Genomic DNA, 25,836 nt, shown 5'->3' with positions numbered 1-25,836 from the left:
TTCCCGTGGCACGCTGCCTCAACGGTAAGCGGATTCCTTCAGCGCCCGAATCCGATCGTCCAGCGGCGGGTGGCTGGCAAACACGCGCTCCATCAACTTGCGCGTCTGGCCGGCGTTGATCCCGAAGGCGGTCAGGGTGTCGGGCATTTGGTTGGGCATCTGGCTCTCGGCCTTGAGCCGGGCCAGGGCGTTGATCATGGCGCCGCTGCCGGCAAGTTGCGCGCCCGCCGCATCGGCACGGTATTCGCGGAAGCGCGAGAACCAGGCGACGATGGCCGAGGCGATCAGGCCGAACACGATCTCGGCGACCATTACTACGGCGAAGTAGCCCATGAAGCCGAGCCCGCCCTCACCGTCGCTGCGCGAGCGCAGGAAATTGTCCACCAAGTGGGCCACGACCCGTGCAAAGAACATCACGAAGGTATTCAACACGCCCTGGATAAGTGCAAGGGTGACCATGTCGCCGTTGGCCACGTGACCGATCTCGTGCGCCAGTACCGCGCGCACTTCCTCGGGGCGCATGCGGTTGAGCAGGCCGGCGGAAACCGCCACCAGGGCGTCGTCCTTGTTCCAGCCGGTGGCGAAGGCATTGGATTGCTGGGCCGGGAAGATGCCGACCTCCGGCGTCTTGATGCCGGCCTGCTGGGAGAGCTCGGCGACGGTGTCGAGCAGCCACTGCTCGGTGGCGTTGCTCGGCTGCGTGATGACCACCGTGCCGGTAGTGCGCTTCGCCATCCACTTTGAAATGAACAGCGATACCAGCGAACCGGCCATGCCGAAGATGAAGCAGAAGATCAGCAGGGCATTGAAGTTCATGCCCTGCTCGGTCAGGTAGCCCTCCACCCCGAGCAGGCGCAGCGTGATGCTGGCAACGACAATCACCGCCAGGTTGGTGCCCAGGAAGAGCAGTATTCTCATCATCGTCAGGAATCTCCGGTGGCAAGGGGCCGCCACTGCGGCCCAGACGAAATCTGCTGAATTAGATACGGCCCGTTGACGCAGGTTTCAAGGCTGGGCCGAAAATCGACGCCTGCCGACGCTACTGGCGATAGCGCGACAGGAACCGGGCGAAGCGATCCAGCGCATCGCCGAGCTGGTCGGCCCAGGGCAGGGTGACGATACGCACGTGGTCGGGTTCCGGCCAGTTGAAGGCGGTACCTTGCACCAGCAGGATCTTCTCCTGCAGCAGCAGATCGAGCACCAGCTTCTGGTCGTCGTGAATGGGGTAGACCTTGGGATCGAGCCGTGGGAAGGCGTAGAGCGCCCCCTTGGCCTTGGTGCAGCTCACCCCGGGAATGGCGTTGAGTTTGTCGTAGGTGATGTCGCGCTGGGCGAGCAGGCGGCCGCCGGGCAGGATCAGGTCGTTGATCGACTGGTAGCCGCCCAGCGCCGTCTGGATGGCGTGCTGGGCCGGCACGTTGGCGCACAGGCGCATCGAGGCGAGCATGTTGAGGCCCTGGATATAGTCCCTGGCGCGCTGCATGGCCACGCTGCCCGAAAGGGTCATCCAGCCGGAGCGGAAGCCGGCGCAGCGGTAGCTCTTGGAAAGACCGTTCATGGTCACCACTAGCTGGTCTTCGTCGGCCAGCGCGCCGGTAGAGACGTGTTTGGCATCGTCGTAGAGTATCTTGTCGTAGATCTCGTCGGAGAACACCACCAGGTCGTGCTCGCGGGCGATGGCGAGGAGCTCGCGCACCACCTCGGGTGGATAGACCGCGCCGGTGGGGTTGTTGGGATTGATGATCACGATGGCCCGTGTGTGACCGGTCACCTTGGCGCGCACGTCGGCGATGTCCGGCGCCCAGTCGGCCTGCTCGTCGCAGCGGTAGTGCACGGCGTGGCCGCCGGCGAGGTTGGCGGCGGCGGTCCACAGCGGGTAGTCGGGCGCCGGAATCAACACCTCGTCGCCATCGTTGAGCAGCGCCTGCAGGGCCATCACGATCAGCTCGGAAACGCCGTTGCCGATGAAGATGTCCTCGATGCCGACACCGGGAATCTCCTTGCGCTGGCACTCCTGCATGATCGCCTTGCGCGCGGAGTAGAGACCCTTGGAATCGCAGTAGCCCTGGGCGGTGGGCAGGTTGCGCATCACGTCCTGAAGGATCTCCTCAGGGGCCTCGAAGCCGAACGGGGCAGGATTGCCGATGTTCAGCTTGAGGATGCGCTGGCCTTCGTCTTCCAGCCGCTTGGCGTGCTCGAGCACGGGACCGCGGATGTCGTAGCAGACATTATCGAGTTTGTGCGATTTCCTGAACAGGGTGGGGGTGTCCATTGAGGTGTCCGAGATTCCAGTGGTGTCCGGTGGTTCCGGTCAGCCAGACTGCCGGAACTCAGTGATTATGCGGAGTTATGCGCGCCGCTGCCATCGTTGTTCGTCGCTTCGGCGGCGGGCTCTTCCTCCTCCGTGGGCGCGGGGATGTCGGCCGGGGTTTCCAGCGTCAGGCGGCCCAGCTTGCCGTCGCGCAGCTCGTGCAGCAGCACCTCGGCGCCGCGGTGCAGGTCGACCTCGCCGCCCGGGCGCAGGCCGCCGCGGCGGCTGGCGATCTCGGTGAGGATCGCATGCCCGTCGAAGCCGGCCACGGCCAGCAGGTCGATGCGCCGGGGGCCGTCGGCCTCGACCTGCTCTGCCTGTGGATTGGGGGCGTAGGGCGGCAGTTCGCTCAGCTTGTAGCGGGCCTTGAGCGCCTCGGGATAACGCCGTGCGAGTTCGCCAGCAGTGACGACGGCGACGTCGGCGTAGTCGATGGCGGTGTCGCGGATGGCGCCGGTGGCTGCCAGGCGGTAGGCGCTGGCCTGATCCTCGATCTTCGGCCACAGCACCCCCGGGGTGTCGATCAGTGCGACCCGTCCGGCGATGCGCACCTTTTGCTGGCGCTTGGTCACCGCCGGTTCGTTGCCGGTCTTGGCGATGGCCTTGCCGGCCAGACCGTTGATCAGGGTCGACTTGCCGACGTTGGGAATGCCCATGACCATCACCCGTACGTCGCGGTCGGCGCGCACCTGACCGGCCAGCTCGTGGCACAGCTTGGGGATGCGCTTGAGTTCGCGGGAGTTGGTGGTGGTGACGGCCAGAGCTCGCGTATCGGGCAGCGAGTCGAAGTATGCCACCCATTCACGAGTGCGTTCCGGGTCGGCCAGGTCGGCCCGCGACAGGATCTTGAGCACCGGCTTGTGGCGGGTCAGGCCGGCGAGCATGGGATTGGCGCTGGAGTAGGGCAGACGGGCGTCGAGCACCTCGATCGCTACGTCGATCTCGGGCAGCGCCTCCTGGATCTGGCGGCGCGCCTTGTTCATGTGTCCCGGATACCAGCCGAGCATGTGCCACTCCTGCAAACTGACGAGGCCGCCCATCATAGCAGAAGGGCGGCCTCGGCAGGGTAGGCTGCGCTATTCGCCGGGGTGGAACGAGATGGCTACCGAGTTGATGCAGTAGCGCAGCCCGGTAGTTTCCGCTGGGCCATCGGGAAAGACGTGGCCCAGGTGGGCATCGCAGTGGGCGCATACGACCTCGGTGCGGCGCATGCCGTGCGAATCGTCGAAGCGTTCCTCGACGCACGCCTGGCCGAGCGGACGATCGAAGCTCGGCCAGCCACAGTGAGCCTCGAACTTGTGCTCGTTCTCGAATAGCGGGGCATTGCAGCACACGCAGTGATAGATGCCGTGCTCGTCGCTGACCTGATAGTCGCCGCTGAAGGGCGGTTCGGTACCCTGCTGACGCGTTACCCGGTACTGCTCCGGCGTCAGTTGGGCTTGCCACTCGGCATCGCTCTTCTCGATCTTCTTGCGCATGGCCTCTCTCCTGCTGGGGCGTCCTCTCATCAGACACCCATAGCTTGGCTGTTTTCCCTGGCTTCGGCCAACCCAGGCCGACAGTTGACAGCTTCGGGGGGCTTGAGTAAGATTCGCGCCACCTCGTTGAGGCAGAGAGCGAGACGGCTGCGTCCCATTCGTCTAGTGGTCCAGGACACCGCCCTTTCACGGCGGGAACAGGGGTTCGAACCCCCTATGGGACGCCACTCGTTTCCTCACTGGTTCAGCAGGTGCCGGAGTGAGTGACTGATGTGCGGGAATAGCTCAGTGGTAGAGCATCGCCTTGCCAAGGCGAGGGTCGGGAGTTCGAATCTCCTTTCCCGCTCCAGATTCAGCACCAAGTGCGTCCCATTCGTCTAGTGGTCCAGGACACCGCCCTTTCACGGCGGGAACAGGGGTTCGAACCCCCTATGGGACGCCATCTTCCGGTTGCATCCGCGATAGCGGTTGCGCTGTTGTTAGCTTAGACTGGCGTGCATGCGGGAATAGCTCAGTGGTAGAGCATCGCCTTGCCAAGGCGAGGGTCGGGAGTTCGAATCTCCTTTCCCGCTCCAGCGCACTGTCTGGCTGCTGCGTCCCATTCGTCTAGTGGCCTAGGACACCGCCCTTTCACGGCGGGAACAGGGGTTCGAACCCCCTATGGGACGCCACCTTTCGGTTATACTTGTCGAGCAGGCATGGCCGAGATCGATCAAGCGGGAATAGCTCAGTGGTAGAGCATCGCCTTGCCAAGGCGAGGGTCGGGAGTTCGAATCTCCTTTCCCGCTCCAATTTTTTCTACACCCATCAGAATGCCAAGGCTCGGGCCGGGAGCCGGAGCGCCGGACCGTCGAATCTCCTTTCCCGCTCCAATCTTGCCCAGCCAATTAATGCCAAGGCTCGGCCCCCTCTATTAAACTTCGATGACCTTGCCCATGGGCGGGGTACGCTGCGTTTTTACCGGCCGCGACTTGAAAAATCCCTTCGCGCCCTAATTTCTTGAGCTCGTCTTCTCATCCCAACGCAAGGAAGGCTCATGGCCGAACCGGCGCTGTCGATCCGTGGCCTGACCAAGGTCTACGGCAACGGCTTTCACGCCCTGAAGGGCATCGATCTCGACGTCGAGCAGGGCGATTTCTTCGCTTTGCTGGGCCCCAACGGGGCCGGCAAGTCCACCACCCTGGGGGTAGTCTGCTCGTTGGTGCAGAAGACCGCCGGCCAGGTCTCGATCTTCGGCATCGATATCGACCGCGACTTCGCCCGCGCCAAATACCACCTGGGCGTAGTGCCCCAGGAGTTTAACTTCAATCAGTTCGAGAAGGTGCTGGACATCGTGCTGGCCCAGGCGGGCTACTACGGCATGCCGCGCCGTGAGGCGCTGCCGCGTGCCGAGCAGTTGCTCAAGGATCTCGGCCTGTGGGACAAGCGCAACGGCAGTGCGCGCATGCTTTCCGGCGGCATGAAGCGGCGACTGATGATCGCCCGGGCACTGATGCACCGGCCCAGGCTGCTGATCCTCGACGAACCCACCGCCGGCGTCGACATCGAACTGCGCCGCAGCATGTGGGAGTACATGCGCCGTATCAACCGCGAGGAGGGCACCACCATCATCCTCACCACCCACTATCTCGAGGAGGCCGAGAGCCTCTGTCGCAACGTGGCGATCATCAACCACGGCGAGATCGTGCGGAACACCAGCGTACGTGGCCTGCTCGCCGAGCTGGATACCGAGACCTTCCTGCTCGACCTGGCGCACCCCGTGGATCAGGCCCCGCACGTCGAGGGCTTCGAGGTGCACAAGGTCGAAGAAGCTCAGCTTGCCGTGGTGGTGCACCGCGGGCAGCGCCTCAACGACGTGTTCACTGCGTTGGGTGAGCAGGGCATCGAGGTCGTCTCCATGCGCAACCGCGCCAACCGCCTGGAGGAGATGTTCGTGTCCATGGTGGAGCAGGGCAACAACGAACGTCCCAAGGTCGAGCAGGCGGAGGTAGGCAAATGAGCGCCACTCAGGTCGCCATCGCCCTCTGGACGCTGGTCGTCAAGGAGATCAAGCGCTTTACGCGGATCTGGCCGCAGACCCTGCTGCCGCCATCGATCACCATGGCGATGTACTTCATCATCTTCGGCAGCCTGATCGGTTCGCGCATCGGCCAGATGGACGGTTTCAGCTACATGGACTTCATCGTCCCCGGGCTGATCATGATGGCGGTTATCACCAACAGCTACTCCAACGTGGCGTCGAGCTTCTTCTCCAACAAGTTTCAGCGCAGCGTGGAGGAGATGATGGTGTCGCCGATGCCCAATTGGGTGATCCTCTCCGGCTTCGTGCTGGGCGGCATGGCGCGCGGTCTCGGTGTGGGCCTGATCGTGACGCTGGTATCGCTGTTCTTCACCCGCATCAGCGTGGCGCACCCGCTACTGACCATCGGCGTGGTAGTGCTCACCGCGGCGCTGTTCTCCATCGGTGGCTTCATCAACGCGCTGCTGGCCAACAAGTTCGACGACGTCTCCATCGTGCCGACCTTCGTGCTCACGCCGCTGACCTACCTGGGCGGGGTGTTCTACTCGATTTCGTTGCTGCCGACCTTCTGGCAGAATGCCTCGCTGCTCAACCCGATCCTGTACATGGTCAACGTCTTTCGCCACGGTTTCCTCGGTGTCTCCGATATCCCGGTGGGCTGGGCGTTGGCCGCCATCGTTGCCTTCATCATCGTGCTCTTCACCGTCGCCCTGTGGATGCTCGAGCGCGGCAAGGGAATACGTTCATGACACATCGCCCCGATACGCTCGAGCACGCCCCGCTGGGGCGCGAGTCCGCCTACCCCGAGCACTACGATGCCGGGCTGCTCTATCCCATTCCCCGCGCCGCCAATCGCGTGCCGCTGGGCATCGAGGAGGGCAGCTTGCCCTTCGTTGGGGAGGACGAGTGGCATGCTTTCGAGGTGAGCTGGCTCAATGGTCGCGGCAAGCCTCTGGTCGCCGTGGCGCGCTTCCGTCTGCCGGCCGAGTCGCCCAACCTGATCGAGTCGAAGTCTTGGAAGCTCTATCTCAACGGCTTCAACCAGACCCGCTTCGACAGCCGCGAGCAGGTGATCGAGACCCTCGAGCGCGATCTGGCGAAAGCGGCCGGCGCCTCGGTGGCCGTCGAGCTGTACGACGTCGATGACGCGGTGCTGGCGGCATGTCGGCTGCCAGGCGAATGTTTGGACCAGCTCGATATCGAGGTCGAGGACTACACGCCCAGCGCCGAGCACCTGCGGGTAGGCGAGGAGATCGTCGAGGAGACGCTCTACTCGCACCTGCTCAAGTCGAACTGCCCGGTCACCGGCCAGCCTGACTGGGGCAGCGTGCTGATTCGCTACCGTGGTCCCAAGCTCTACCGCGAGGGCCTGCTGCGCTACCTGATCGGCTATCGCCAGCATCAGGATTTCCATGAACACTGCGTCGAGCACATCTTCACGGACCTGATGGCCCGCGCGAAGCCTGAGCGGCTGCTGGTGCTGGCGCGCTACGTGCGCCGCGGCGGGCTCGATATCAGCCCCTGGCGCGCCACGCCGGGAGAGCGCCCGCCGGAGCCCCTGCGACTGGCGCGGCAATAAGCTCGGCACGACAGTCAAAATCCCAACTGGTAAAGTTCGGTCAATACTACTTCGGCTGACAAGGGAATCGTATGGACGCACTCACCCTGTTGCACCAGCGCAGCTCAATGGGCAAGTTGACCGGCCCGGCGCCGAGCCCCGAGCAGATGGAGGCGATTTATCGCGCCGCGCTGCGCGCGCCGGACCACAAGGAGCTGCGGCCCTGGCGCTTCATCGAGTTTTCCGGTGAGGGCCTCGAGCGGCTGGGTGAACTCTTCGCCGAAGCGGAATACCGCGAGGATCCCAGCATCGAGGACGCCGCCCTTGACGCCGCACGCAAGAAGCCGCTGCGCGCGCCGATGATCATCGCTGTGATAGCCAAGGTCACGCCCGACGTTGAAAAAGTACCGAAGATCGAGCAGGTGATCTCCGCTGGCTGCGCCGCGCACGGCATTCTGCTGGCCGCTCACGCTCAAGGTCTCGGTGCCATGTGGCGCAGTGGCAAGTATGCGTTCGATCCCACCGTGCGCAAGGGGCTCGGCCTGGAAGAGGAAGACGAGCTGATCGCCTTCGTCTACCTGGGTCAGCTGGGCGGTCGCCACAAGCCCATCGCCGAGCACCGTATCAGCGACTTCGTCGAACGCTGGACCTGACCCATGCGAAAAATCGGCGTTCCCCATCCGCGTTTGCCGCTGCCCGAATTCGGTGAGCGAGACGATCCGCAGCTATTCCTCGCCTGGCTCGGTGACGCCATTCCCATGGTCGAACACCTCGGCATCCGCGAGATGCGCCGGGAAGGGGAGCGCCTGGTGTGGGAGCTAGCGCTCGTGCCCAACCTCAACGACAAGGGCACCGGCTTCGGCGGCGCGCTCACCGCCCAGACCACCCTGCTGGGCTGGTGCTGGACCACGTTGTGGTTGCGCCAGCGCGGCCACGCCCGCGACGTCGTGGTGGCCGAGGCCCACCAGCGTTTCCTGGCGCCGGTGACCGGTGACTACCGCCTGACCTGCGAGCCTGAAAGCGGGCAGGGGCCCGAGACGCTGGCGGAACGCCTGGCGAGCCGTGGGCGCGGTCGTATCGCTCTCGTTCAGCAGCTTTGGTGCGGCGACACTCTGTGCCTCGAAGCCCACGGCGACTACGCCGTGCTGCCTGCTAGCTGACGGCCCGAAAGCCGAAAACCGGCTTGCAAACGCGTACTTAAGCCGTTAGACTTTGCGCCGTTCTGACGCACAAGGCGCAGCCAAAAGGCGTGAGGACCATAATGTGGAGGGGTGTCCGAGTGGTCGAAGGAGCACGCCTGGAAAGTGTGTAAGTCGAAAGGCTTCGAGGGTTCGAATCCCTCCCCCTCCGCCACGAGATTCCCAAAAAACCGGCTCAATGAGCCGGTTTTTTTGTGCCTGCTGTGCGGAAGCTGTCAGAGCATAATCGCCTGGCCAGCATTTGCACCGCTCAAATGCTGGCCAGCGCGAACATTGCCACCCCCAGCGCCAGACCGACGCCGATAGCGGCAAGGCGGCGGGCGCGTCGCCGATCCTGGCGCGACGAACCGGCGGCATAGTCGAAGCGCTCGTAGATAATGCGGTCCATCGGCATGCCCACGTCGAGAAGCGCGTCCGAGACCGCCGTGACCATTCCGCCGGGTCCGCACATGAGCACGACAGAGCGTGTCGGGTCGAACCCTTCGAGAAGCGTGGACAGCCGTTGCCGATCGAGCCGGCCGACCTCGCCGCGGTAGCCCGGGGCGGGGGCTTCAGAAAGCAGGAGCACGCAAAGGTCGAGGTGCATGCGGACCGCCTTGATCTCGTCGAGGCAGGCGAAGTTAGCCGGGGCACCCACGGCGTAGGCGAGCCGCACGGGACGCCGCTCGCCCCGCGCTAGCATGTCGCGTAGCAGGCCCATGATCGGTGCGATGCCGACGCCGCCCGCGATCAGTATCACGGCCTCGGCATCGCTGCCCTCCAGCACGAACTCGCCGTAGGGCCCGTCGAGTCCGAGCGGCGTGCCGGGCTCGAGTTCGCCCACTCTGCTGGTGAAGTCGCCCACCTCCTTGATGATCAGCCTGGCGCCGGGATCGTGTGGGCTGTCGGAAAGCGAGAAGGGGTGGTCGAAGAGAGGAAACCGTTGCCGCCCGACGGTCAGCCAGACGAACTGGCCGGCACGATAGTCCAGGGGTGGCGTCCCAGGGGCGGGCTCGACATGCAACTCCCACATCCGGTCGGCGACGCGCGAGACGCCGGTGAGTCGCCATGGCCGCCGGTGCAGCTTGAGCCAACGCCAGCCATAGAGCACACCGACGACCACCGCGACAGCGGCGCCCGTTGCGAACCAGAGGGGCGGCAGCGGCGATGCAACCGTGAACCGACCCGCCGTGAGTGCGTGGTGCAGGCTGCCTGCCACCGCCAGGACGCCGAGCGGCAGATGAGTGGCCCGCCAGAGCTCGTAGCGCCATGGCAGCCGCTCGCGCAGCAGCGAGGTGACGAGCAGCAGGGCGAAGGCGGCCCAGGCCACGACGCCACTGCGGTAGTGCGGCGAGGTCAGGTAGGCCTCGAGCCGCTCGTACCCTAGCGCAGGCGCCTCGAGCCAGGTGGGCAGTACATAGAACAGCGGATGCAGTACCACGGCGACCAGTACCCACCACGCTGCGATCTTATGGAACGCCATGATCCTGTCGATGCCGAGATGGCACGAGACGCGATTGAAGCGACCCGAGGTCACGAACTGCACCGCCATAGCGACGACGGCAATCATGCCGAGAGCCGCAGCCGTGCGCTCCCATGGATCGGCCGGCGCGGCGCGGCTGAACAGCGCCACCGCGAGCGGCAGCAAGACGATGCCGAGGTAGAAGGCGGCAAACGCGGGCCCAGGCAGGCGAATCGCATGACGGCCGGCTTCATGGAAGGCGCTGTTTATGGGGTTTGTCATCGTGTTTCCGAATGTAAGCCCCTCGTCTATGATCGAAGATAGACCAAACCCGCACTACACGGGCATCGGGCGCCCGTGGCAACAGGTCGCGGGGCAGCAGGAGGTGGCCTGTGTTCAGACCAGCTATCCATCGCATCGCGGTCGTTGCGACGCTTGCCCTGGCATCTACTGCCTTGGCACAGAAGGAGGATGCAGCCATCTCCTCAATCGTTGAGGCGTGGCTCGCGGCGCCGCACGGCGACTATCGTTCGCCTGCATTTACGCACTGGAACGCCGAGGGTGAAGTGCCGACGACTTGTGCGACCTGTCACTCCGAAGCGGGTTTCATCGACTACCTGGGTGCCGACGGCAGTACGGCAGGCGTCGTCGATGCCCCCGCAGCGATCAATGTGCCGATCGGCTGTGCCTCCTGTCATACCTCCGCCGCGCATGAGCTCGATGAGGTGGCGTTTCCGTCGGGCGTCAGCGTCGCGGCGTTGGGCGAGTCGGCGGTCTGCTCGGTCTGCCATCAGGGCCGTGCGTCCACTGACACGGTTGCCGAACGGATCGAGGGTCTCGACGAGGACGCGGTCGTTTCCGAGCTCGGTTTCATCAACGTTCATTACGCCGTCGCGGCGGCGACGATGCACGGCGCGCACGTCCGCGGTGGATTCCAGTATGCCGGGCGCGATTATGTCGGCCGCTTCCATCATGTGCCCAGCGCGAGCACCTGCACCTCGTGCCACGATCCACACACGACCGAGGTCGCGACCGAGCCGTGCCTGACCTGTCACCGCGGTGTCGATGAGATCACCGCGATCCGCACCCGCCACGGCGACTTCGACGGCGATGGCGACACCGCCGAAGGCATTCACGGTGAGATCGAGACCCTCCGCACCCGCCTCGGCGAGGCGATCTTTCGCTACGCCGCGGAGGTTTCGGGAGAACCGATCGGCTACGCTGCGGCAACCTTCCCCTACTTCTTCCTCGACACCGACGGCGACGGTGACATCAGCGCCGACGAAGCCGTTTTCCCCAACCGCTACCAGAGCTGGACGCCGCGGCTGCTGAAGGCGGCCTACAACTTCCAGTTCTCAAAGAAGGATCCCGGTGCCTACGTGCACAATTCCGGCTATGTACTGCAACTGCTTCACGACAGTCTCGCCAGCCTGGCGGAGCGCATCGAGGTGGAAGTGCCGGCGCAACGGCGGCAGTGACTGACCTGGTTGCCTCTCGACATGGCGCTAGGCAGCATCCGCGGTACGCAAGATCAGCGCCCGGCGAGCCTGGCGAATCAGCCACAGTCCGAGCAGCGAGATTCCTCCCAGCAGGGCGAACAGCGGGGTGTAGCGTCCAACCAGGCCGTGCAGCAGGGTGACCAGTGGCAGCCCCAGCAGGACACCGCTGTAGGTGAACACCAGGCAGCCACCGGCCGCGTCGGCGATGCGCTCGGGTGGGGCCAGGTGGGTGATCTCGGCCATGAAGACACCGTTCCAGCCCAATGAAGAGAGACTCAGCAGACACAGTAGCGCGGCCACCAGCCACTGTGGCCAGGCCGGCGTCATCACCGCCACGAGCAAGGCGCCTGCGGCGGTCGTGCAGGCAATGATGGCGAGTGTGTTCAGGCGGTCGCCCAGGCGATCGCCGACCCAGCCCCAGCCGATGCGCCCCGCCACACCGCTGATCTGCACCGCAGACATCACCAGGCCGGCTTGCACCAGGCCGAAGGCGAGATCCTCGACCAACAGGGCCACGGTAAAGGCCGAGACCGACAGCTGGATGGCCGAGAAGCACAGGCTGAGCAGGGCGACATGGCGCAGCGCGCGCTGCCGCCATACCAGCAGCAGACCGGCAAAGGGGGTGACGAGCAGTTGGGTCCGCGGTTCTCGCTGGTCGTCCCACTCTTGCCGTGTGCGCTGGAGGGCGAGAATCCCCCCCGCTGCCAACCCCGTGAGCGTGAGCAGGCCGGCCTGCCAGCCCGCCGTCAGGGCAAGTGCCGGGGCGCTGGCGCCGGCCAACACCCCGCCGAGTGGCACGCCGGCCTGCTTGAGCGAGAAGATCAGCCCGCGATGCTCGGCTGGGGTGAAGCGCACCAGCAGCACCGAGGCGGAAGGGTTGGTCATGCCGTAGCCCAGTCCGGCAATCAGGGAGGCCAGCGCGAAGAGCGGCAGCGACGGAATGGCCAGCAGAGCGGCCGCGCTGCCCAACAGGCCCAGCGAGAGCTGACTGGTACGGCACGGGCCCAGGCGTCGGGTCAACGGCCCGCCGATCATCGATGACAGCATGGCGCCGGCGAAGATCAGGCTGACCTGCAGGCCCACCGTGGCCGAGGAGACTCCCAGCGCTGCTGCCAGTTCCGGGGCGATGGCGGCAGGAAAAAGCGCCACCAGCGAGGAGAAGGCCAGCACCAGGGTGGTGGCCAGCAGGACGATCAGCGGCACGGCGTCAGCAAACCTTCTCGCGGGGAACCTGACGCAGGTGGCTGGCGGTCTGGCCGCCGGGTAGCGCGGCGATCCGGTCGGCGGCTTCGAGCAGCTTCGGCAGTGAAATTCCGGTCTCTACCTCGCCACCGTTCAGGGCGTAGAGCAGGTCCTCGGTGGCGGTGTTGCCGGTGGCGCCGGGGGCGAAGGGGCAGCCGCCCAGGCCTGCACAGGCGGTGTCCACCGCCGTGGCACCATGGTGGATGGCGAACAACGCATTGGCCACGCCCATGCCGTAGGTATCGTGGCCATGGAAGGCCCAAGCCAGCCCCGGATGAGCGTGACCCTCACGCAGGCGGGAGAAGTGGTCGGCCACCTGGTAGGGGCTGGCGCGGCCGGTGGTGTCGCACAGGGCCACCTCCAGCGGCAGATCGCCGACCAATTCGAGCGCCCTGCCGAGCACGCGACCGACCTGCTGCCAGGTAACGGTGCCCTCGAAAGGGCAGTCGAAGCTTGTGCCCAGGTCAAGGCGCAAGCGGGTGCCTTCGCTCTGGCGCAGGCACTCGATGACCCGGCCCAGGTCTTCCAGCGACTCGTCGGGGCTGCGCCGCACATTGCTGTGGTTGTGCGACTCCGATACCGAGACCACGTAGACCACCTCGCGGATGCCGCAGGCTAGCGCCAGTTCGGCGCCCTTGAGATTGGGCACCAGCGCCGAGAGGCGCACGTCAGGTCGGTCGGCGAAGGCCGCCACCAGTGTGCCAGTGTCCGCCATCTGCGGGATGGCCTTGGGGCTGACGAAAGAGCCGATCTCCAGGCGCGTCACCCCGGCGTCGAGCAGCGCCTCGATGCAGCGCCGCTTGTCGACGGTGGGCAGCGGGTCGCGAATCGACTGGAAGCCGTCACGGGGGGCGACCTCGACGATTTCCACGTGTGGCGGTGGCTTGAGTGCCGTCATGACACGCTCTCCTTGGTAGACGAGGTACCGCGTTGCCGTAGCCAGTTGATCACACCGCCGGCGGTTAGAATGGCCACCTGGCGCGGGCTCAGCTCATGCACGAGCTCGAGCGAAGCGCCGTCGAGCGTGGCCTGGAGGCGCCCTCCGGCGGCCAATTGGCGAGGCAGGTCGTCGATGACCAGAGTCTGCCCCTGCTCGATCCGGTCGTAATCCGTCGGGTCGGCGAAGGTCAGCGGCAACACCCCGAAGCAGGGCAAGTTCTGCCAGTGGATCCGCGCAATGCTTTTGGCAATCACCACCTGCAGGCCGAGCAGTCGTGGCACCAGCGCGGCGTTCTCGCGACTCGAGCCCTGCCCGTAGTTGCTGCCGCCGATGATGGCGTGCCCCGCATCGCCGCGCTCCCTGGCGCGGGCCACGTAATCCGGGGCCAGCGCCTCGAAGGTGTGCTCGGCCGAAGCATGGACGTTGCTCCACAGCGGCAGCACGCGTGCGCCGGCGGGCATGATGTCGTCGGTCGAGACGTTGTCGCCGGTCTTGAGCAGGATGGGAACCTCGATGCGCTCGGGCGGCGGGTTCAGCACCGGTAGCGGCGGCGTGTTGTCGGTGGCGAGCAGCGACACGTGCCGTGCGCGCTCGGGAGGCAGCGGCGGCACGAACCAGTTGTCGCTTAGCGTCATGCGCGCCGGCTCGCGCACGCGCGGGTAGGGCATGGCAAGGGTGCGCGGGTCGGTGATCGTGCCCGTCAGGGCAGAGGCCGCTGCGGTTTCCGGGCTGCACAGGAAGACGCTGTCCTCCCGGGTGCCGGAGCGACCGGGGAAGTTACGCGGTACGGTGCGCAGGCTGTTGCGCCCGGCCGCGGGGGCCTGACCCATGCCGATACAGCCGTTGCAGCCCGGCTGGTGCAGGCGCGCGCCGGCTTCGACCAGGGCGGTGAGGTGGCCTTCGGAGATCAGCGCAGACAGCACCTGTCGAGTCGAGGGGTTGATGTCCAGCGAAACCTCGCTGGACACGCGGTGCCCCTTGACGATCTCGGCCACCACCGCGAAATCGCGATAGCCGGGATTGCCGGAGGAGCCGATATAGGCCTGATGCAGCGGCTCTCCCGCGACCTGGGCGACAGGGACCACCTTGTCGGGGCTGGAGGGCAGCGCGATCAGCGGCTCCAGCGTCGCGAGGTCGATAAGCTCGTCGCGCTCATAGCGACAGCCCGAGTCGGCAGCCAGCGGCTGCCAGTCGGCCTCGCGGCTGCGCGAACGCAGGAAATCGCGAGTCACCGCATCGCTGGGAAAGACGCTGGCAGTGGCGCCCATTTCGGTCCCCATGTTGGCCAGCACATGGCGATCCATGGCGTCCAGGGCGGCCAGGCCGGGGCCGTGGTACTCGAGAATGCAGTTCCTGGCTCCGGCGACGCCGTGGCGGCGCAGCAGCTCGAGAATCACATCTTTGGCACTGACCCACTCGGGCAGCTCGCCCTCCAGGCGGACGCCGATGACCTCGGGCATCGGCAGGTAAAGCGGCTCGCCGGCCATGGCCATGGCCACCTCGATGCCACCGGCACCGATGGCTAGCATGCCCAGGGCGCCGGCGGCAGTGGTGTGGCTGTCGCAGCCCACCAGGCTCTGGCCGGGCACGCCGAAACGCTCCATGTGTACGGGGTGACTGATGCCGTTGCCCGGCCCGCTGTACCACACGCCGAGGCGTTCGCAGGCGCTCTTCAGGAACAGGTGGGCATCGGCGTTGATGTTGTCCGGCTGCAGCAGGGTATGGTCGATGTATTGCACGCTGGGCGTGGTGTGAACTCGTTCCAGGCCCATGGCGTCGAGCTCGAGCATGACCAGGGTGCCGAGAATGTCCTGCAGCAGCGCCTGATCCATGCGCAGGGCAATCTCCTGACCTGGTTCCATCTCGCCACCCACCAGGTGGCTCCGGATCAGCTTGTGACTCAGGGTGTCAGCCATGCGGCACCTCCTGGTCGAGATCGTGGCGCAGTCGGGGCAGGGCGCGCACGGCATCCATCAGGAACTGCAGGCCGAGCATGGCAAAGCCGATGGGTAGCAGAGCGTAGGGAAAGACCATTGGCGTGCCCAGCGAACTCGAGACGCGCTCGCCATATTCGAAGGCCTGGTGGGCCATGATGCCCCCGCGCCACACCATGATGGCGCAGAACACCATGCCGAGCAGACCCGTGGCGATGTCGATCGCGGCGCGGCTGCGTGGCGGCAGCTTGTCCTTGAAGAAAGTAATGCGTATATGCGCGTCGTGGCGCTGGGCTTCGGCAGCACCGATCACGGCCAGGTAGACCAGCAGGAAGGAGTTGATCTCCAGGCTCCAGCTGGTCGGGGCCGCGAAGGCGTAGCGCATGATGGCGTCGTAGCAGATCGACACCATCATGAACACCAGCACCGCCATCGAGGTCCAGCGCAGGACGGCCATCAGGCCGTCCCAGCTGCGCGTGGCAGAAGCGGTCATGGGCGCTCTCCTCATGCCTCGCCCAGGGCCAGTGCAATGGCACGGCTGCCGACTTCTTCGCCGACCTCACCCTTCCAGTGGTCCCAGACATCCTGGACGCCGGCATTGAAGGTCTCGATATCTTCCTCCGTGGGCTCGATGATCTCGACGCCTGCCTCTTCCACCTGCGGCCAGTACTCGTTGGGATAGATGTCGTTGTTGCAGTGTTCGATGAAGTTCTCGTCGTACCAGTCGGCGGCCTGCTGCAGCACACCGCGGACGTCGTCATCGAGATTGTCCCAGGTGTCACGCAGCATGAACGGCGCCACCGAGAAGCCGGTGATCGGTAGCTTGTAGCAGTACTTGAGCTGCTCCTGGAGGCTGCGTCCGATGACGGTCGAGATGTTGAAGATGCCCGCATCCACGGTGCCGCGCTGCAGTGCCATGTAGGTTTCCGAGGAGGGGATGCGGGTCGCACCCACGTTGTAGGGTTCGAAGGCCTGCGTGGCCTCGAAGCCGACGATGCGAACCTTCTTGCCGCGTACCTCATCGAGCCTGCGGATCGGGCTTGCCTCTGTACTCCACAGGTACTCGGGCTCGAGAATGCCGCCACCGGAGGTGAGCATGTAGAGGTTCTCTTCGGCCAACACCTCGTTGATCAGCTCCATGAGCGGGCTGCCCTGACGCAGGCGTTCCGGGTGACGGTAGAGCTCGCCCACCACGCCGGGAAGGCCGGTCACGCCGAGAATGGGGATCGAGCGGGTGATGTAGGAGAAGGTGTGGAACATGAAGTCGATGCTGCGCGCGCGCAGCGCGGGAAGCTGTTCGTCCACCTTGAGCAACTGGCCGGAATCGTAGAACTCCACCGACAGCACGTCGCCGCCGTTTTCCTGGAGCATCTCCACGAAGCGATTGGAGCCGTAGGTCAATGCCTTGTAGGAATCTGGCAGATAGGTGACCCCGGTGAGAGTGGTGGCGGCTCGGCTGTGGGGAGCGAACAGGCTCTGGGTGCCGAACAGGGTTGCGCCGGCGGTGGCGAAGGTGCCGTACTTCAGGACTTGGCGACGGGACAAGGTCATGGTGAATCTCCTGCTTGTTGTTGTAGCGGTTCATTTCACTGACGTTGCTACGCCGGGGCTACATCAGCCCCGGCAACCACAGGCTGATGCTGGGCATGAATACGAACAGCATCAGCACGAGGAACTGCACGGCGACGAATGGCAGGGCGCTCTTGATGATCTCTTCCACCGAGAGTTCGGGACAGACCCCGCGCAGGGCGTAGAGATTGAGTCCTACCGGCGGGGTGACAACGGCGATCTCCAGGTTGAGCACCATGACGATGCCGAACCACAGCGGGTCGTAGCCCAGCGCGATGACCAGCGGCAACAGCACGGGCGTGGTCACCACGATCAATGAGACGGCATCGACGATCATGCCCAGCAGGATCAGCAGCAGCATGACCGCCAGCAGAATCGCCCAGGCGGGCAGGCCGGTGGCGGTGAGCGCCTCGGTGAGTAGCTGCGGTACTCGCACCATGTTGAGGTAGTCGCCGAAAATCTTGGCACAGCCGATGATCAGCAGAATGGCGCCGCTGATGCGGGCGGTGGTGCCGAGGATCTCGAGGAACTTGGCCCAACTGAGGCTGCGAAATACCAGGGTGGCGATCAGGAAGGCGCCGGCCGCACCGATGCCGGCGGCCTCGCTGGGGGTGGCCAGGCCCGAGTAGATGGAACCCAGCACGGCGATCACCAGCAGGGCGGCATGCCAGATATTGGCAAGGCTCTCCCAGCGCTGCTTCCAGGTGAAGCGCTCGTCGCTGGCCGGCGCTTCGGCCGGGTTCAGGCGCACGCGAATATAGATGAATAGCGACAGGGCCAGCGCCAGCACGATGCCGGGCACGATGCCGCCGATGAAAAGGTCGGCCACCGAGACACTGGATACCGCACCATAGATGATGAAGGGCACGCTCGGGGGTATCAGCATGGCCAGCGCCCCGGCGCTGACTACGGCACCGGCCGCCAGCGAGCGGCTATAGCCGCGCTGGAGCATCTGTGGCACGGCGATGGATCCCACCGCGGCGACACCGGCGAGGCTTACCCCGGAGACGGCGCCGAACATCGCCGAGGCGCCCACCGAGGAGATCGCCAGGCTGCCACGCAGCCAGTTGAGCCAGCGTACAGCGGCGGTGAACAGGCTCGAACCGACCGGTGTCGCTCCCAGAAAGTTGCCCATCAGGATGAACAGCGGCAGGGCGATCAGTTCGAAGGCGTTGAGCTGGCCGAACAGCGACGACGGGGCGAAGAAGAACGCCAGCGAGCCGCGGGCCATGTAGAGTCCGATCAGGCCGGATAGCCCGAGGGCGAGGAAGATCGGAAAACCGATGGCGATCAGCGCGACAAGAACAATCAGAACGATGACGGGATCCATGGCGACCTCCTCAGATCACGCCATCGGCGCGCAGGGCCTCGATGGCTTCGGCAGTGAGGCCGATCCAGTCGGAGAGCACGGCCTCGGTATGCTCGCCCAGCACCGGCCCCACATGCCTGACTCGCCCCGGCGTTTCGGATAGGCGAGGGAAGACGTTCTGCATGGGAAGGGGGCGGCCACTGCGATCGGCGACCTGAACGATCGCCTCACGGGCCTGGAAGTGGGGGTCGTCGAGCATGTCGGGTGCGCGGTAGACGAGCCCTGCCGGCACTCCGGCATCGGCCAGGATGTCGACCACTTGCTGAGCATCGTGCTGTCGCGTCCAGGCGGCGACCAGGTCGTCGATGGCCTGTTGGTTGTCGCCGCGCGCGCGATGGGTGGCGTAATCGGGATGATCGGCCAGGCGCGGTTGCCCCATCGCCTCGCACAGGCGCCGGAACACGGTGTCCTGGTTGGCGCCGATAATCACATCGCGTCCGTCTCGCGCCGGGTAGGCATTGGACGGGGCGATCTTGGGCAGGAAACTGCCGCTGCGTTCGCGCACCTTGCCGGCGCGGGCATATTCTGGGATCAGGCTCTCCATCATCGCCAGCACCGATTCGAAGATCGAGCTGTCAACCACCTGGCCGCGACCGGTACGGTCGCGCTGATGCAGCGCCATCATGGCGCCCAGGGCGGCATGCAGCCCGGCCAGTGTATCGCCCAGCGAGATGCCCACGCGCACCGGAGGGCGATCCGGGTAGCCGCTCAAGTAGCGCAGCCCACCCATGGCCTCGCACACCGAGGCGAAGCCGGCGCGCGAGGCATAGGGGCCGTCCTGGCCGAAGCCGGTAACGCGCACCATCACCAGGCCTGGGTGGTGGCGGGAAAGCTCGGCGTAGCCCAACCCCCAGCGCTCCATGGTGCCAGGACGAAAGTTCTCTACCACCACGTCGGCCTGTGCGGCCAGCTCGCGTAGCAACGCCTGGCCGCGTGGTTGGCGCAGGTCGAGGGTCACGGACTGCTTGTTGCGGCCGATCACGTTCCACCACAGCGGCTCGCCGCTGTGAGGGTCTTCCTCGCCCCACTGGCGCATGGCATCGCCCTTGCCGGGTGGCTCGACCTTGATCACCTGAGCGCCGAAGTCGGCGAGCACCTGGCCACAGTAGGGACCGGCAATCAACTGGCCGAGCTCGAGCACCTTGATGTCATTGAGGGGGAGCGGGGAAGGGGTTGAGCTGTCGTATGTCGTCATTATTGTTGTACTGCCTCTTTTTGGGATTCTGGTCAGCCGGAAGCTACCGGCGGCTCGTCAGGCAAGTCGGGAAAGCGGACATGCAGGGCCTGAGCGGCCAGTAGATGAGAGCGCATCACATTCTCGGCCCATGTGGGGCTGTTGGCGGTGATGGCTTCGAGGATCTCGCGATGGTGGCGCATGCTGCGGCGCAGGTTGGCCAGGTCGTAGTTGCCGAAGTTGCGCCGGATCACCGAGGTCCGCACCACGCTGTCCAGCACGGCTGCCAGTCGCTGGTTATCGCTTGCCGCGATCAGCTCGCGGTGAAACTCATGATTGAGCAGTGCGATTTCGTTGCGCACTTCCGGTTCGAGTTCGATCCGCTCGACGAGGGCTTCCATACGGCTGGCCAGGGTTTCGAGATGAGCCAGATGGGTTCGGTCCATCCGCTCGCTGGCCAGTCTCACTGCCATTGGTTCGAGCACCAGGCGAAGCTCGAAGACTTCCTGAGCGTCCTTCTCCGTCCAGGCCACGACTCGTGCACCGTGGTGCGGGATGGCTTCCAGCCAGCCCTCGGACACCAGTTCGCGCAGTGCCTCGCGCACGGGGGTGCGGCTCACGCCGAGCTCGCGGGCAATACTCGCCTCGCGCACGTATTCCCTGGCCTGGTAGTGACCGTCAAGAATCCGCTGCTTGATCACGTTATGCACTTCGGACGTGGCGGTTCGTACCGTAGCGGGTGCTTTGACAATAGCGGGTAGCGACATCGTTGCCTCGTGAATTGCATGCAATATTGACTATAGGTTGTGTATTTGAGCGGTGGCATCTCGACATTGGTCTAAGATTGCATGCAATTTACCCGTGAGGTGCTATCGCAGAGACGTGGCGATTCGCGCTGGTCAAGGCCAGCACGAGGCGCCGCGGCGCACCGCTGAAATGACGCTGGCTCGGTCTGTTTTCTGATTCGATACGGAGTGGATCAGTGGAAGCGGTAACCTGCGTATGAGGCAAGCTCATGCTCTCGGCGTAAGCGTTTCGCTTACATGATTTGTCGGCAATTTCCTACACGCCGCCATATCTCAGGTTAACGGTACTTTGCCGGCCGGCTGCCATGCTTGTTATCAAGGGCAAGGATGCTCCGCAGGGATGCCGGGTCAGGACGACGCACTCTACAAGGAGGTTCGGTCAGGACGACCGAGTACGAAAGCAAGGAAGCGAGGGTACGGCCCGGCCGCAAGGCCGGGCTCCTCGTTTGGCCGCCTTCTTTTCTTCCCCAGAAGCTTCTCCTTTCTGAGTGGTGCGCACTGCCTATCGAGTCGTTGGCCTTTTGGCCTGAAAGGTCGGCTTGGCGATTCTCTAAGACAAGAAAAGCCTTCATTTTATGGCTAAATCTTTTCTTTTCCTTAATCGTCATACAGGAGAAGATGGAGAGTCGGCTGCCATGGGAACGAAGGGGGCGCCGCCGCTTGAGCAGAGCAATGAGCCGTAGAGGTAGTCGTATCGGCAACGGGCATCGGGCTACTTTAGTAATCTCTGCTATAAATAAGCGTATCCTTCCAACAGGTGACGGGATGTCCAATTCAGACTGGCTGGTCAAGGCTCGTCGACTCGTGCTCGCCGGGGTATGGGCCGGCCTGCCGCCGATGGCGTTCGCCTCCGCTGACACAGGGGCCATGCCGGCTGTCGATTGGGGCATGGTTGCGCTGGGCATGGTGCCGCTCATGGCGCTGACGGGCTTGCTATATCGTCGCCGGTTGCGCAACGAAATCGAACGGCTGCAGGCCAGCCACGAAGAACTGACGACCATTCTCGATAGTGTCGATGCCTGTATCTACGTCAAGTCGAGCGATTTTCGCTATCAGTACGTCAATCGCAAGGGCAGCGAGATCGTGGGCCTGCCGGCGGAGTCGGTCCTGGGCAAGACCGACAGCGACCTCTTCGATTCTGTCACCGCAGCGGAACTGCGTTTCAACGACCAACGAGTTCTGGAGCAGGGCGAGAAAGTCGTGGTGGAAGAGGGGTACGTCCAGGGCCGGGACGAATCCGTCTTCACCTTCCTCTCGATCAAGCTGCCGCTGCGTCGGGCCGACGGCTCTATTCGTGCACTGTGCGGCATCTCCACCGATGTGACCGAATACCGCGACATACAGGAGAGCAAGCACCGGCTGACGTTCTACGACTCGCTGACCGGGCTGCCCAACCGGCGCCTGCTGCTCGACCGCCTGGAGATGGTGGTCAAGGGTACCCGTCGCAGCGAGCGTTATGCGGCCCTGCTCTTCATCGACTTGGATGACTTCAAGGTCATCAACGAGACCCAGGGGCTGCAGCGAGGCGATCGTTTTCTGCGCCTGGTGGCGCAGAAGCTGGAAGAGGTCGTGCGAGAGAGCGATACCTTGGCACGACTTGGGGCCGATGAGTTCGTGCTGTTGATACACGACCTGGGCCTCGACGTGGAACAGGCGGCTCACGCTGCCGAACGCGTGGCCGAGAAGTTGCTGGGCCAGATCTCGAGCGCCCAGGCCGAGGACGAACAGGTGCTGACGCTGCCGATCTCGGCGAGCATCGGCATCACCCTGTTCGCCAACGGCCAGGCCAACGTCGACAGCGCCATGCGTCAGGCCGACATGGCATTGCAGCAGGCCAAGATGGCGGGTGGCAACACTCTGCGCTTCTTCAATGCCGACATGCAGGCTGATGTAATGGAGCGGGTCCATCTGGAGGCCGACCTGCACCAGGCACTGGCTCGCGACGAGCTGCGCCTGCACTACCAGGTTCAGGTGGATGACGCCGCCAAGGTGACCGGCGTCGAGGCGTTGCTTCGCTGGGAGCATCCACAACGTGGCCTGGTACCACCCGGGATGTTCATTCCGCTGGCCGAGAAAAACCGGCTGATTCTGCCGATCGGCTACTGGGTGTTGGAAACCGCCTGCTGCCAGCTGGCCGTGTGGGCGCAGGAGAGCGGCAAGGAGACGTTAACGATTTCGGTCAACGTCAGCTCGGTGCAGTTCCACCAGCCCGACTTCGTTGCCCGCGTTCAGCATACCCTCGAGAGAACGGGAGCCGATCCCGCGCGGCTGGTACTGGAAGTCACCGAGAGCCTGCTGATGGAGGAGCCGGAGCGGGTGCGCAACATCATGCTGCGCCTCAGCAAGCTCGGCATACGCTTTTCTCTCGATGATTTTGGCACCGGCTACTCATCGCTGAACTACCTGAAGCGGCTTCCCCTGGACGAGCTAAAGATCGACAAGTCGTTCATCGATGGCGTACTCGACGATCCGGTCGATGCCGCCATTGTGACGACCACCATTACGCTGGCGAACAGTCTTGGTCTCGAGGTCACGGCCGAAGGAGTCGAGACGGAGGCACAGCACCGCTGGCTGCTGGAACATGGCTGCGAGGCCTTCCAGGGGTATCTGTTTGGTCGTCCGCTGGCTCTGGATGAACTGACGCTGTCCGACCAGGCTTGCCTTTCCTCCTGAGGTGGGCGGCGCTTACGGTTCTTTCCTCTTCGGACCTCGGCTGGGGTAAGCTGGGCGTGCCGAGTCGCAGGAGAAGCTAGCTTCGCTGCCACGCCTACCTACACAACGGAGATGTTCATGTTCTTTCGACCCTTGCTTGCCGCCGCCGCGCTGGTCTTGCCGCTTACGGCGATGGCCGAGTCACCCAATATCGTGCCTGGCCAATGGCAGTTCACCAGTACGACCTCCGTCAAGGGCGACGTGCCGATTCCCGACCAGACCGACAGCCACCAGGAGTGCATTGCCCAGGGCGATATTGACGACGCCGACTTCCAGTTCCTCGAGGTGGAAGAGGGCTGTGAGCTGCTCGAACACAACGTTTCGGCGGATGGAGTCGACTACAAGATGATCTGCCGTGCCGAGGGGGGCGAGGCCAATATCGATGGACGCATGGATTTCCTGGGCGAGCGTGTCGAAGGGAGCGTGAACATCGATACCGAATCGCCGGTGGGTCAGATGCAACTACAGACTACCATCGAGGGCGAGCGTCTCGGCGATTGCTGAAGGCGTTGCCAAGCCGATGGCAGCAGGGCCACCCATGGGGTGGCCCTTGTCGTTAAGGCCGTCGTGAAAGATATCCCCTGCCTTACTGCACTGCTTCCGCCCCAGCCGAGGCGCATGAATGCAAGACGCCGTTCACTCAAGTCACGTTGACCATCCCGATTCACCTGTCTATAGCTCTAGTGATTTCCATGGAAGGCATGTGCTCGGAATGTCGAATCCAAGCGCTGTCGCGGTTATTGGAGGACAGGCATGAGTGAACAGGTCGGCGACTTCATCATCAGGCGTCTGGGCGAATGGGGCGTCAAGCGTATCTACGGTTATCCGGGAGATGGCAGCAACGGCATAATGGGGGCTCTCAATCGGGCGCAAGATCGCTTCGAGTTCATCCAGGCGCGTCATGAGGAGATGGCAGCGTTCATGGCCTGCGCCCATGCCAAGTTCACCGGCGAGGTCGGGGTCTGTACCGCGACCTCCGGGCCGGGGGCCATCCATCTACTCAACGGGCTCTACGACGCCAAGAAGGATCATCAGCCCGTCGTTGCGATTGTCGGCCAGCAGGCGAGGGCCGCCCTGGGCGGCGAGTATCATCAGGAGGTAGATCTCGTCTCGCTGTTCAAGGACGTGGCCCACGAATTCGTCTACATGGCGACCAGCCCCGCCCAGGTACGCCATCTCATTGATCGGGCGATGCGTATCGCTCTCTCGGAACGCACCGTGACCGCCATCGTCGTACCCAACGACCTGCAGTCGCAGCCGGCAGTGGAAACACCGCCGCATGCCCATGGCACGATTCACTCCGGCGTTGGCTATGTTCGCCCGCGCGTCGTTCCCCATGAAGCGGAGCTGCGCCGGGCGGCAGCCGTGCTCAATGAAGGTGAGCGAGTCGCCATCCTGGTCGGTGCCGGAGCGCTGGGTGCCACCGACGAGGTGATCCAGGTCGCGGAAAAGCTGGGTGCAGGTGTCGCCAAGGCGCTGCTTGGACGCGCCGCGCTGCCGGACGACTTGCCCTTCGTCACCGGTTCGATCGGGCTGCTGGGTACCAATGCGAGCTGGGAGTTGATGGCCAACTGCGACGCGCTGCTGATGATCGGCTCGGGTTTTCCCTACTCCGAATTCCTGCCTGAAGAGGGCCAGGCACGGGGCGTACAGATCGACATCGACCCGCGCATGCTCAGCATTCGCTATCCCATGGAGGTGAATCTGGTCGGCGACAGCGTGGGCACGCTGCAGGCGCTGCTGCCGCTACTGGAGGAGAAGCACGATCGCGCCTGGCGCGAGCACATCGAGAGCAGCGTTGCGCAGTGGTGGGATGTGCTCGAGGAGCGCGCCATGGCCGACGCCGATCCGGTCAACCCGCAGCGCGTATTCTGGGAGCTTTCACCGAAGCTCCCCGACAACTGCATCCTGACCAGCGATTCCGGCTCTGCCGCCAACTGGTATGCGCGTGATCTCAAGCTACGCCGCGGCATGATGGCCTCACTCTCCGGTGGTTTGGCTACCATGGGCAACGGCGTGCCCTACGCCATCGCCGCCAAGTTCGCCTATCCCGAGCGGGTTGCCATCGCCATGGTCGGCGACGGCGCCATGCAGATGAACGGCAACGCCGAACTGGTGACCATTGCCAGGTACTGGCAGCGCTGGAGCGATCCGCGCCTGATCGTGATGGTGTTGAACAACCAGGATCTCAACCAGGTGACCTGGGAAATGCGCGTGATGGAAGGCGATCCGAAGTACGAGGCCTCCCAGAACCTACCCGACTTTCCTTATGCGGATTATGCCGAGCTGATCGGTCTCAAGGGAATCAAGGTTACCGAGCCCGACGCGCTGGCCGGTGCCTGGGATCGCGCCTTGACGGCTGATCGTCCGGTGGTGCTGGAGGTCGTCACCGATCCCGACATTCCCCCAATTCCTCCCCACATCAAGCGCGAGCAGGCGCAGGCCTACATGTCGGCGCTGCTGCACGGCGATCCGGATGCATTGGGGACCGTCAAGGCCTCCTTCAAGCAGTTTGCGCGGCAGTTCGTGCCCAAGGTGCGCCGGCATTGAGTGAGCGTTGCCGGCGCAACTCGTGGACCCCGCG

22 protein-coding genes and 7 tRNA genes are annotated in these 25,836 nt (G+C 64.4%); 16 read left to right on the top strand and 13 right to left on the bottom strand.

Features of this window, described 5'->3' with window-relative positions; genetic code table 11:
* Positions 1-18 precede the first annotated feature (18 nt).
* The 4 genes from htpX to msrB form a co-directional block, all read right to left on the bottom strand.
* Positions 19-921: a protease HtpX gene (htpX, locus tag KPL81_RS14295; protein ID WP_219792762.1), complete on the bottom strand. Its 903-nt coding sequence runs from the start codon at positions 919-921 to the stop codon at positions 19-21.
* Positions 922-1,039: 118 nt separating this feature from the next.
* The gene (locus KPL81_RS14290) at positions 1,040-2,272 is read right to left on the bottom strand and encodes a pyridoxal phosphate-dependent aminotransferase (RefSeq protein WP_209477523.1); all 1,233 of its coding nucleotides are present in this window, start codon (positions 2,270-2,272) and stop codon (positions 1,040-1,042) included.
* A gap of 65 nt (positions 2,273-2,337) precedes the next feature.
* Positions 2,338-3,318 (bottom strand): ribosome biogenesis GTPase YlqF, encoded by a 981-nt coding sequence (gene ylqF / locus KPL81_RS14285; RefSeq protein ID WP_219792761.1) that lies wholly within the window; start codon positions 3,316-3,318, stop codon positions 2,338-2,340.
* A gap of 69 nt (positions 3,319-3,387) precedes the next feature.
* A complete protein-coding gene (gene msrB, locus KPL81_RS14280) occupies positions 3,388-3,789 on the bottom strand; it encodes a peptide-methionine (R)-S-oxide reductase MsrB (protein ID WP_219792760.1) in 402 nt (133 codons plus the stop codon).
* Positions 3,790-3,940: 151 nt separating this feature from the next.
* On the opposite strand from msrB, the gene KPL81_RS14275 reads away from it, so the two are divergent.
* The 12 genes from KPL81_RS14275 (at position 3,941) to KPL81_RS14220 (ending at position 8,720) form a co-directional block, all read left to right on the top strand.
* Positions 3,941-4,016 (top strand) — tRNA-Glu (locus KPL81_RS14275).
* A 47-nt stretch (positions 4,017-4,063) separates the two neighbouring features.
* Positions 4,064-4,138, top strand: a tRNA-Gly gene (locus KPL81_RS14270).
* Positions 4,139-4,155: 17 nt separating this feature from the next.
* Positions 4,156-4,231: transfer RNA gene (locus KPL81_RS14265), tRNA-Glu, on the top strand.
* Positions 4,232-4,289: 58 nt separating this feature from the next.
* Positions 4,290-4,364 (top strand) — tRNA-Gly (locus tag KPL81_RS14260).
* A gap of 20 nt (positions 4,365-4,384) precedes the next feature.
* Positions 4,385-4,460 (top strand) — tRNA-Glu (locus KPL81_RS14255).
* Between the two features lie 45 nt (positions 4,461-4,505).
* Positions 4,506-4,580 (top strand) — tRNA-Gly (locus KPL81_RS14250).
* A 245-nt stretch (positions 4,581-4,825) separates the two neighbouring features.
* Positions 4,826-5,788 (top strand): ABC transporter ATP-binding protein, encoded by a 963-nt coding sequence (locus KPL81_RS14245; protein WP_219792759.1) that lies wholly within the window; start codon positions 4,826-4,828, stop codon positions 5,786-5,788.
* Positions 5,785-6,558 carry an ABC transporter permease gene (locus KPL81_RS14240; RefSeq protein ID WP_219792758.1) on the top strand — a complete coding sequence of 258 codons (774 nt, stop codon included), beginning with the start codon at positions 5,785-5,787 and terminating at the stop codon, positions 6,556-6,558. Before KPL81_RS14245 ends, KPL81_RS14240 begins: the two co-directional genes overlap by 4 nt.
* Positions 6,555-7,388, top strand: coding sequence for an NADPH-dependent 7-cyano-7-deazaguanine reductase QueF (queF, locus tag KPL81_RS14235; protein WP_219792757.1), 834 nt, complete (start codon positions 6,555-6,557; stop codon positions 7,386-7,388). Before KPL81_RS14240 ends, queF begins: the two co-directional genes overlap by 4 nt.
* A gap of 71 nt (positions 7,389-7,459) precedes the next feature.
* Entirely contained in the window at positions 7,460-8,020 is a 561-nt protein-coding gene (locus KPL81_RS14230) for a nitroreductase family protein (RefSeq protein WP_219792756.1), read from the top strand.
* A 3-nt stretch (positions 8,021-8,023) separates the two neighbouring features.
* Positions 8,024-8,527, top strand: a complete 504-nt coding sequence (locus KPL81_RS14225; protein ID WP_219792755.1) for a YiiD C-terminal domain-containing protein — start codon at positions 8,024-8,026, stop codon at positions 8,525-8,527.
* Positions 8,528-8,632: 105 nt separating this feature from the next.
* Positions 8,633-8,720, top strand: a tRNA-Ser gene (locus KPL81_RS14220).
* Between the two features lie 96 nt (positions 8,721-8,816).
* Here the strand turns inward: KPL81_RS14220 and KPL81_RS14215 are convergent.
* On the bottom strand, positions 8,817-10,289 hold the full coding sequence (locus tag KPL81_RS14215; RefSeq protein ID WP_219792754.1) for a ferredoxin reductase family protein: 1,473 nt from the start codon (positions 10,287-10,289) through the stop codon (positions 8,817-8,819).
* A 110-nt stretch (positions 10,290-10,399) separates the two neighbouring features.
* Between KPL81_RS14215 and KPL81_RS14210 the strand changes: the two genes are divergently transcribed.
* Entirely contained in the window at positions 10,400-11,485 is a 1,086-nt protein-coding gene (locus tag KPL81_RS14210) for a hypothetical protein (RefSeq protein WP_219792753.1), read from the top strand.
* Between the two features lie 27 nt (positions 11,486-11,512).
* Here the strand turns inward: KPL81_RS14210 and KPL81_RS14205 are convergent, their stop codons facing one another.
* The 8 genes from KPL81_RS14205 to KPL81_RS14170 are packed head-to-tail and all read right to left on the bottom strand — an operon-like array spanning position 11,513 to position 20,501.
* Positions 11,513-12,709: an MFS transporter gene (locus KPL81_RS14205; RefSeq protein ID WP_209477536.1), complete on the bottom strand. Its 1,197-nt coding sequence runs from the start codon at positions 12,707-12,709 to the stop codon at positions 11,513-11,515.
* Between the two features lie 4 nt (positions 12,710-12,713).
* The gene (locus KPL81_RS14200; protein ID WP_209477538.1) at positions 12,714-13,646 is read right to left on the bottom strand and encodes a hydroxymethylglutaryl-CoA lyase; all 933 of its coding nucleotides are present in this window, start codon (positions 13,644-13,646) and stop codon (positions 12,714-12,716) included.
* Positions 13,643-15,604: an aconitate hydratase gene (locus KPL81_RS14195; protein ID WP_219792752.1), complete on the bottom strand. Its 1,962-nt coding sequence runs from the start codon at positions 15,602-15,604 to the stop codon at positions 13,643-13,645. Before KPL81_RS14195 ends, KPL81_RS14200 begins: the two co-directional genes overlap by 4 nt.
* On the bottom strand, positions 15,597-16,115 hold the full coding sequence (locus KPL81_RS14190) for a TRAP transporter small permease subunit (RefSeq protein ID WP_209477542.1): 519 nt from the start codon (positions 16,113-16,115) through the stop codon (positions 15,597-15,599). The genes KPL81_RS14195 and KPL81_RS14190 overlap by 8 nt, the downstream gene beginning before the upstream one ends.
* An 11-nt stretch (positions 16,116-16,126) precedes the next feature.
* Positions 16,127-17,173: a TRAP transporter substrate-binding protein gene (locus tag KPL81_RS14185; protein ID WP_219792751.1), complete on the bottom strand. Its 1,047-nt coding sequence runs from the start codon at positions 17,171-17,173 to the stop codon at positions 16,127-16,129.
* 58 nt (positions 17,174-17,231) lie between these two features.
* On the bottom strand, positions 17,232-18,521 hold the full coding sequence (locus tag KPL81_RS14180) for a TRAP transporter large permease (RefSeq protein WP_219792750.1): 1,290 nt from the start codon (positions 18,519-18,521) through the stop codon (positions 17,232-17,234).
* Positions 18,522-18,531: 10 nt separating this feature from the next.
* Positions 18,532-19,755 carry a CaiB/BaiF CoA transferase family protein gene (locus KPL81_RS14175; protein ID WP_209477548.1) on the bottom strand — a complete coding sequence of 408 codons (1,224 nt, stop codon included), beginning with the start codon at positions 19,753-19,755 and terminating at the stop codon, positions 18,532-18,534.
* A gap of 32 nt (positions 19,756-19,787) precedes the next feature.
* Entirely contained in the window at positions 19,788-20,501 is a 714-nt protein-coding gene (locus KPL81_RS14170) for a GntR family transcriptional regulator (protein WP_209477549.1), read from the bottom strand.
* Positions 20,502-21,305: 804 nt separating this feature from the next.
* Between KPL81_RS14170 and KPL81_RS14165 the strand changes: the two genes are divergently transcribed.
* The 3 genes from KPL81_RS14165 to KPL81_RS14155 all read left to right on the top strand — a co-directional run bounded on the left by KPL81_RS14165 (position 21,306) and on the right by KPL81_RS14155 (position 25,802).
* Positions 21,306-23,213, top strand: coding sequence for a putative bifunctional diguanylate cyclase/phosphodiesterase (locus KPL81_RS14165; protein WP_240549292.1), 1,908 nt, complete (start codon positions 21,306-21,308; stop codon positions 23,211-23,213).
* A gap of 117 nt (positions 23,214-23,330) precedes the next feature.
* Positions 23,331-23,756 (top strand): DUF3617 domain-containing protein, encoded by a 426-nt coding sequence (locus KPL81_RS14160; protein WP_209477550.1) that lies wholly within the window; start codon positions 23,331-23,333, stop codon positions 23,754-23,756.
* Between the two features lie 249 nt (positions 23,757-24,005).
* On the top strand, positions 24,006-25,802 hold the full coding sequence (locus tag KPL81_RS14155; protein WP_219792749.1) for a thiamine pyrophosphate-requiring protein: 1,797 nt from the start codon (positions 24,006-24,008) through the stop codon (positions 25,800-25,802).
* Positions 25,803-25,836: the final 34 nt, after the last annotated feature.

The sequence above is a fragment of the Billgrantia antri genome (assembly GCF_019430905.1).
Lineage (GTDB): Bacteria > Pseudomonadota > Gammaproteobacteria > Pseudomonadales > Halomonadaceae > Halomonas > Halomonas antri.
This window is presented reverse-complemented; position numbering and strand designations above follow the sequence as displayed.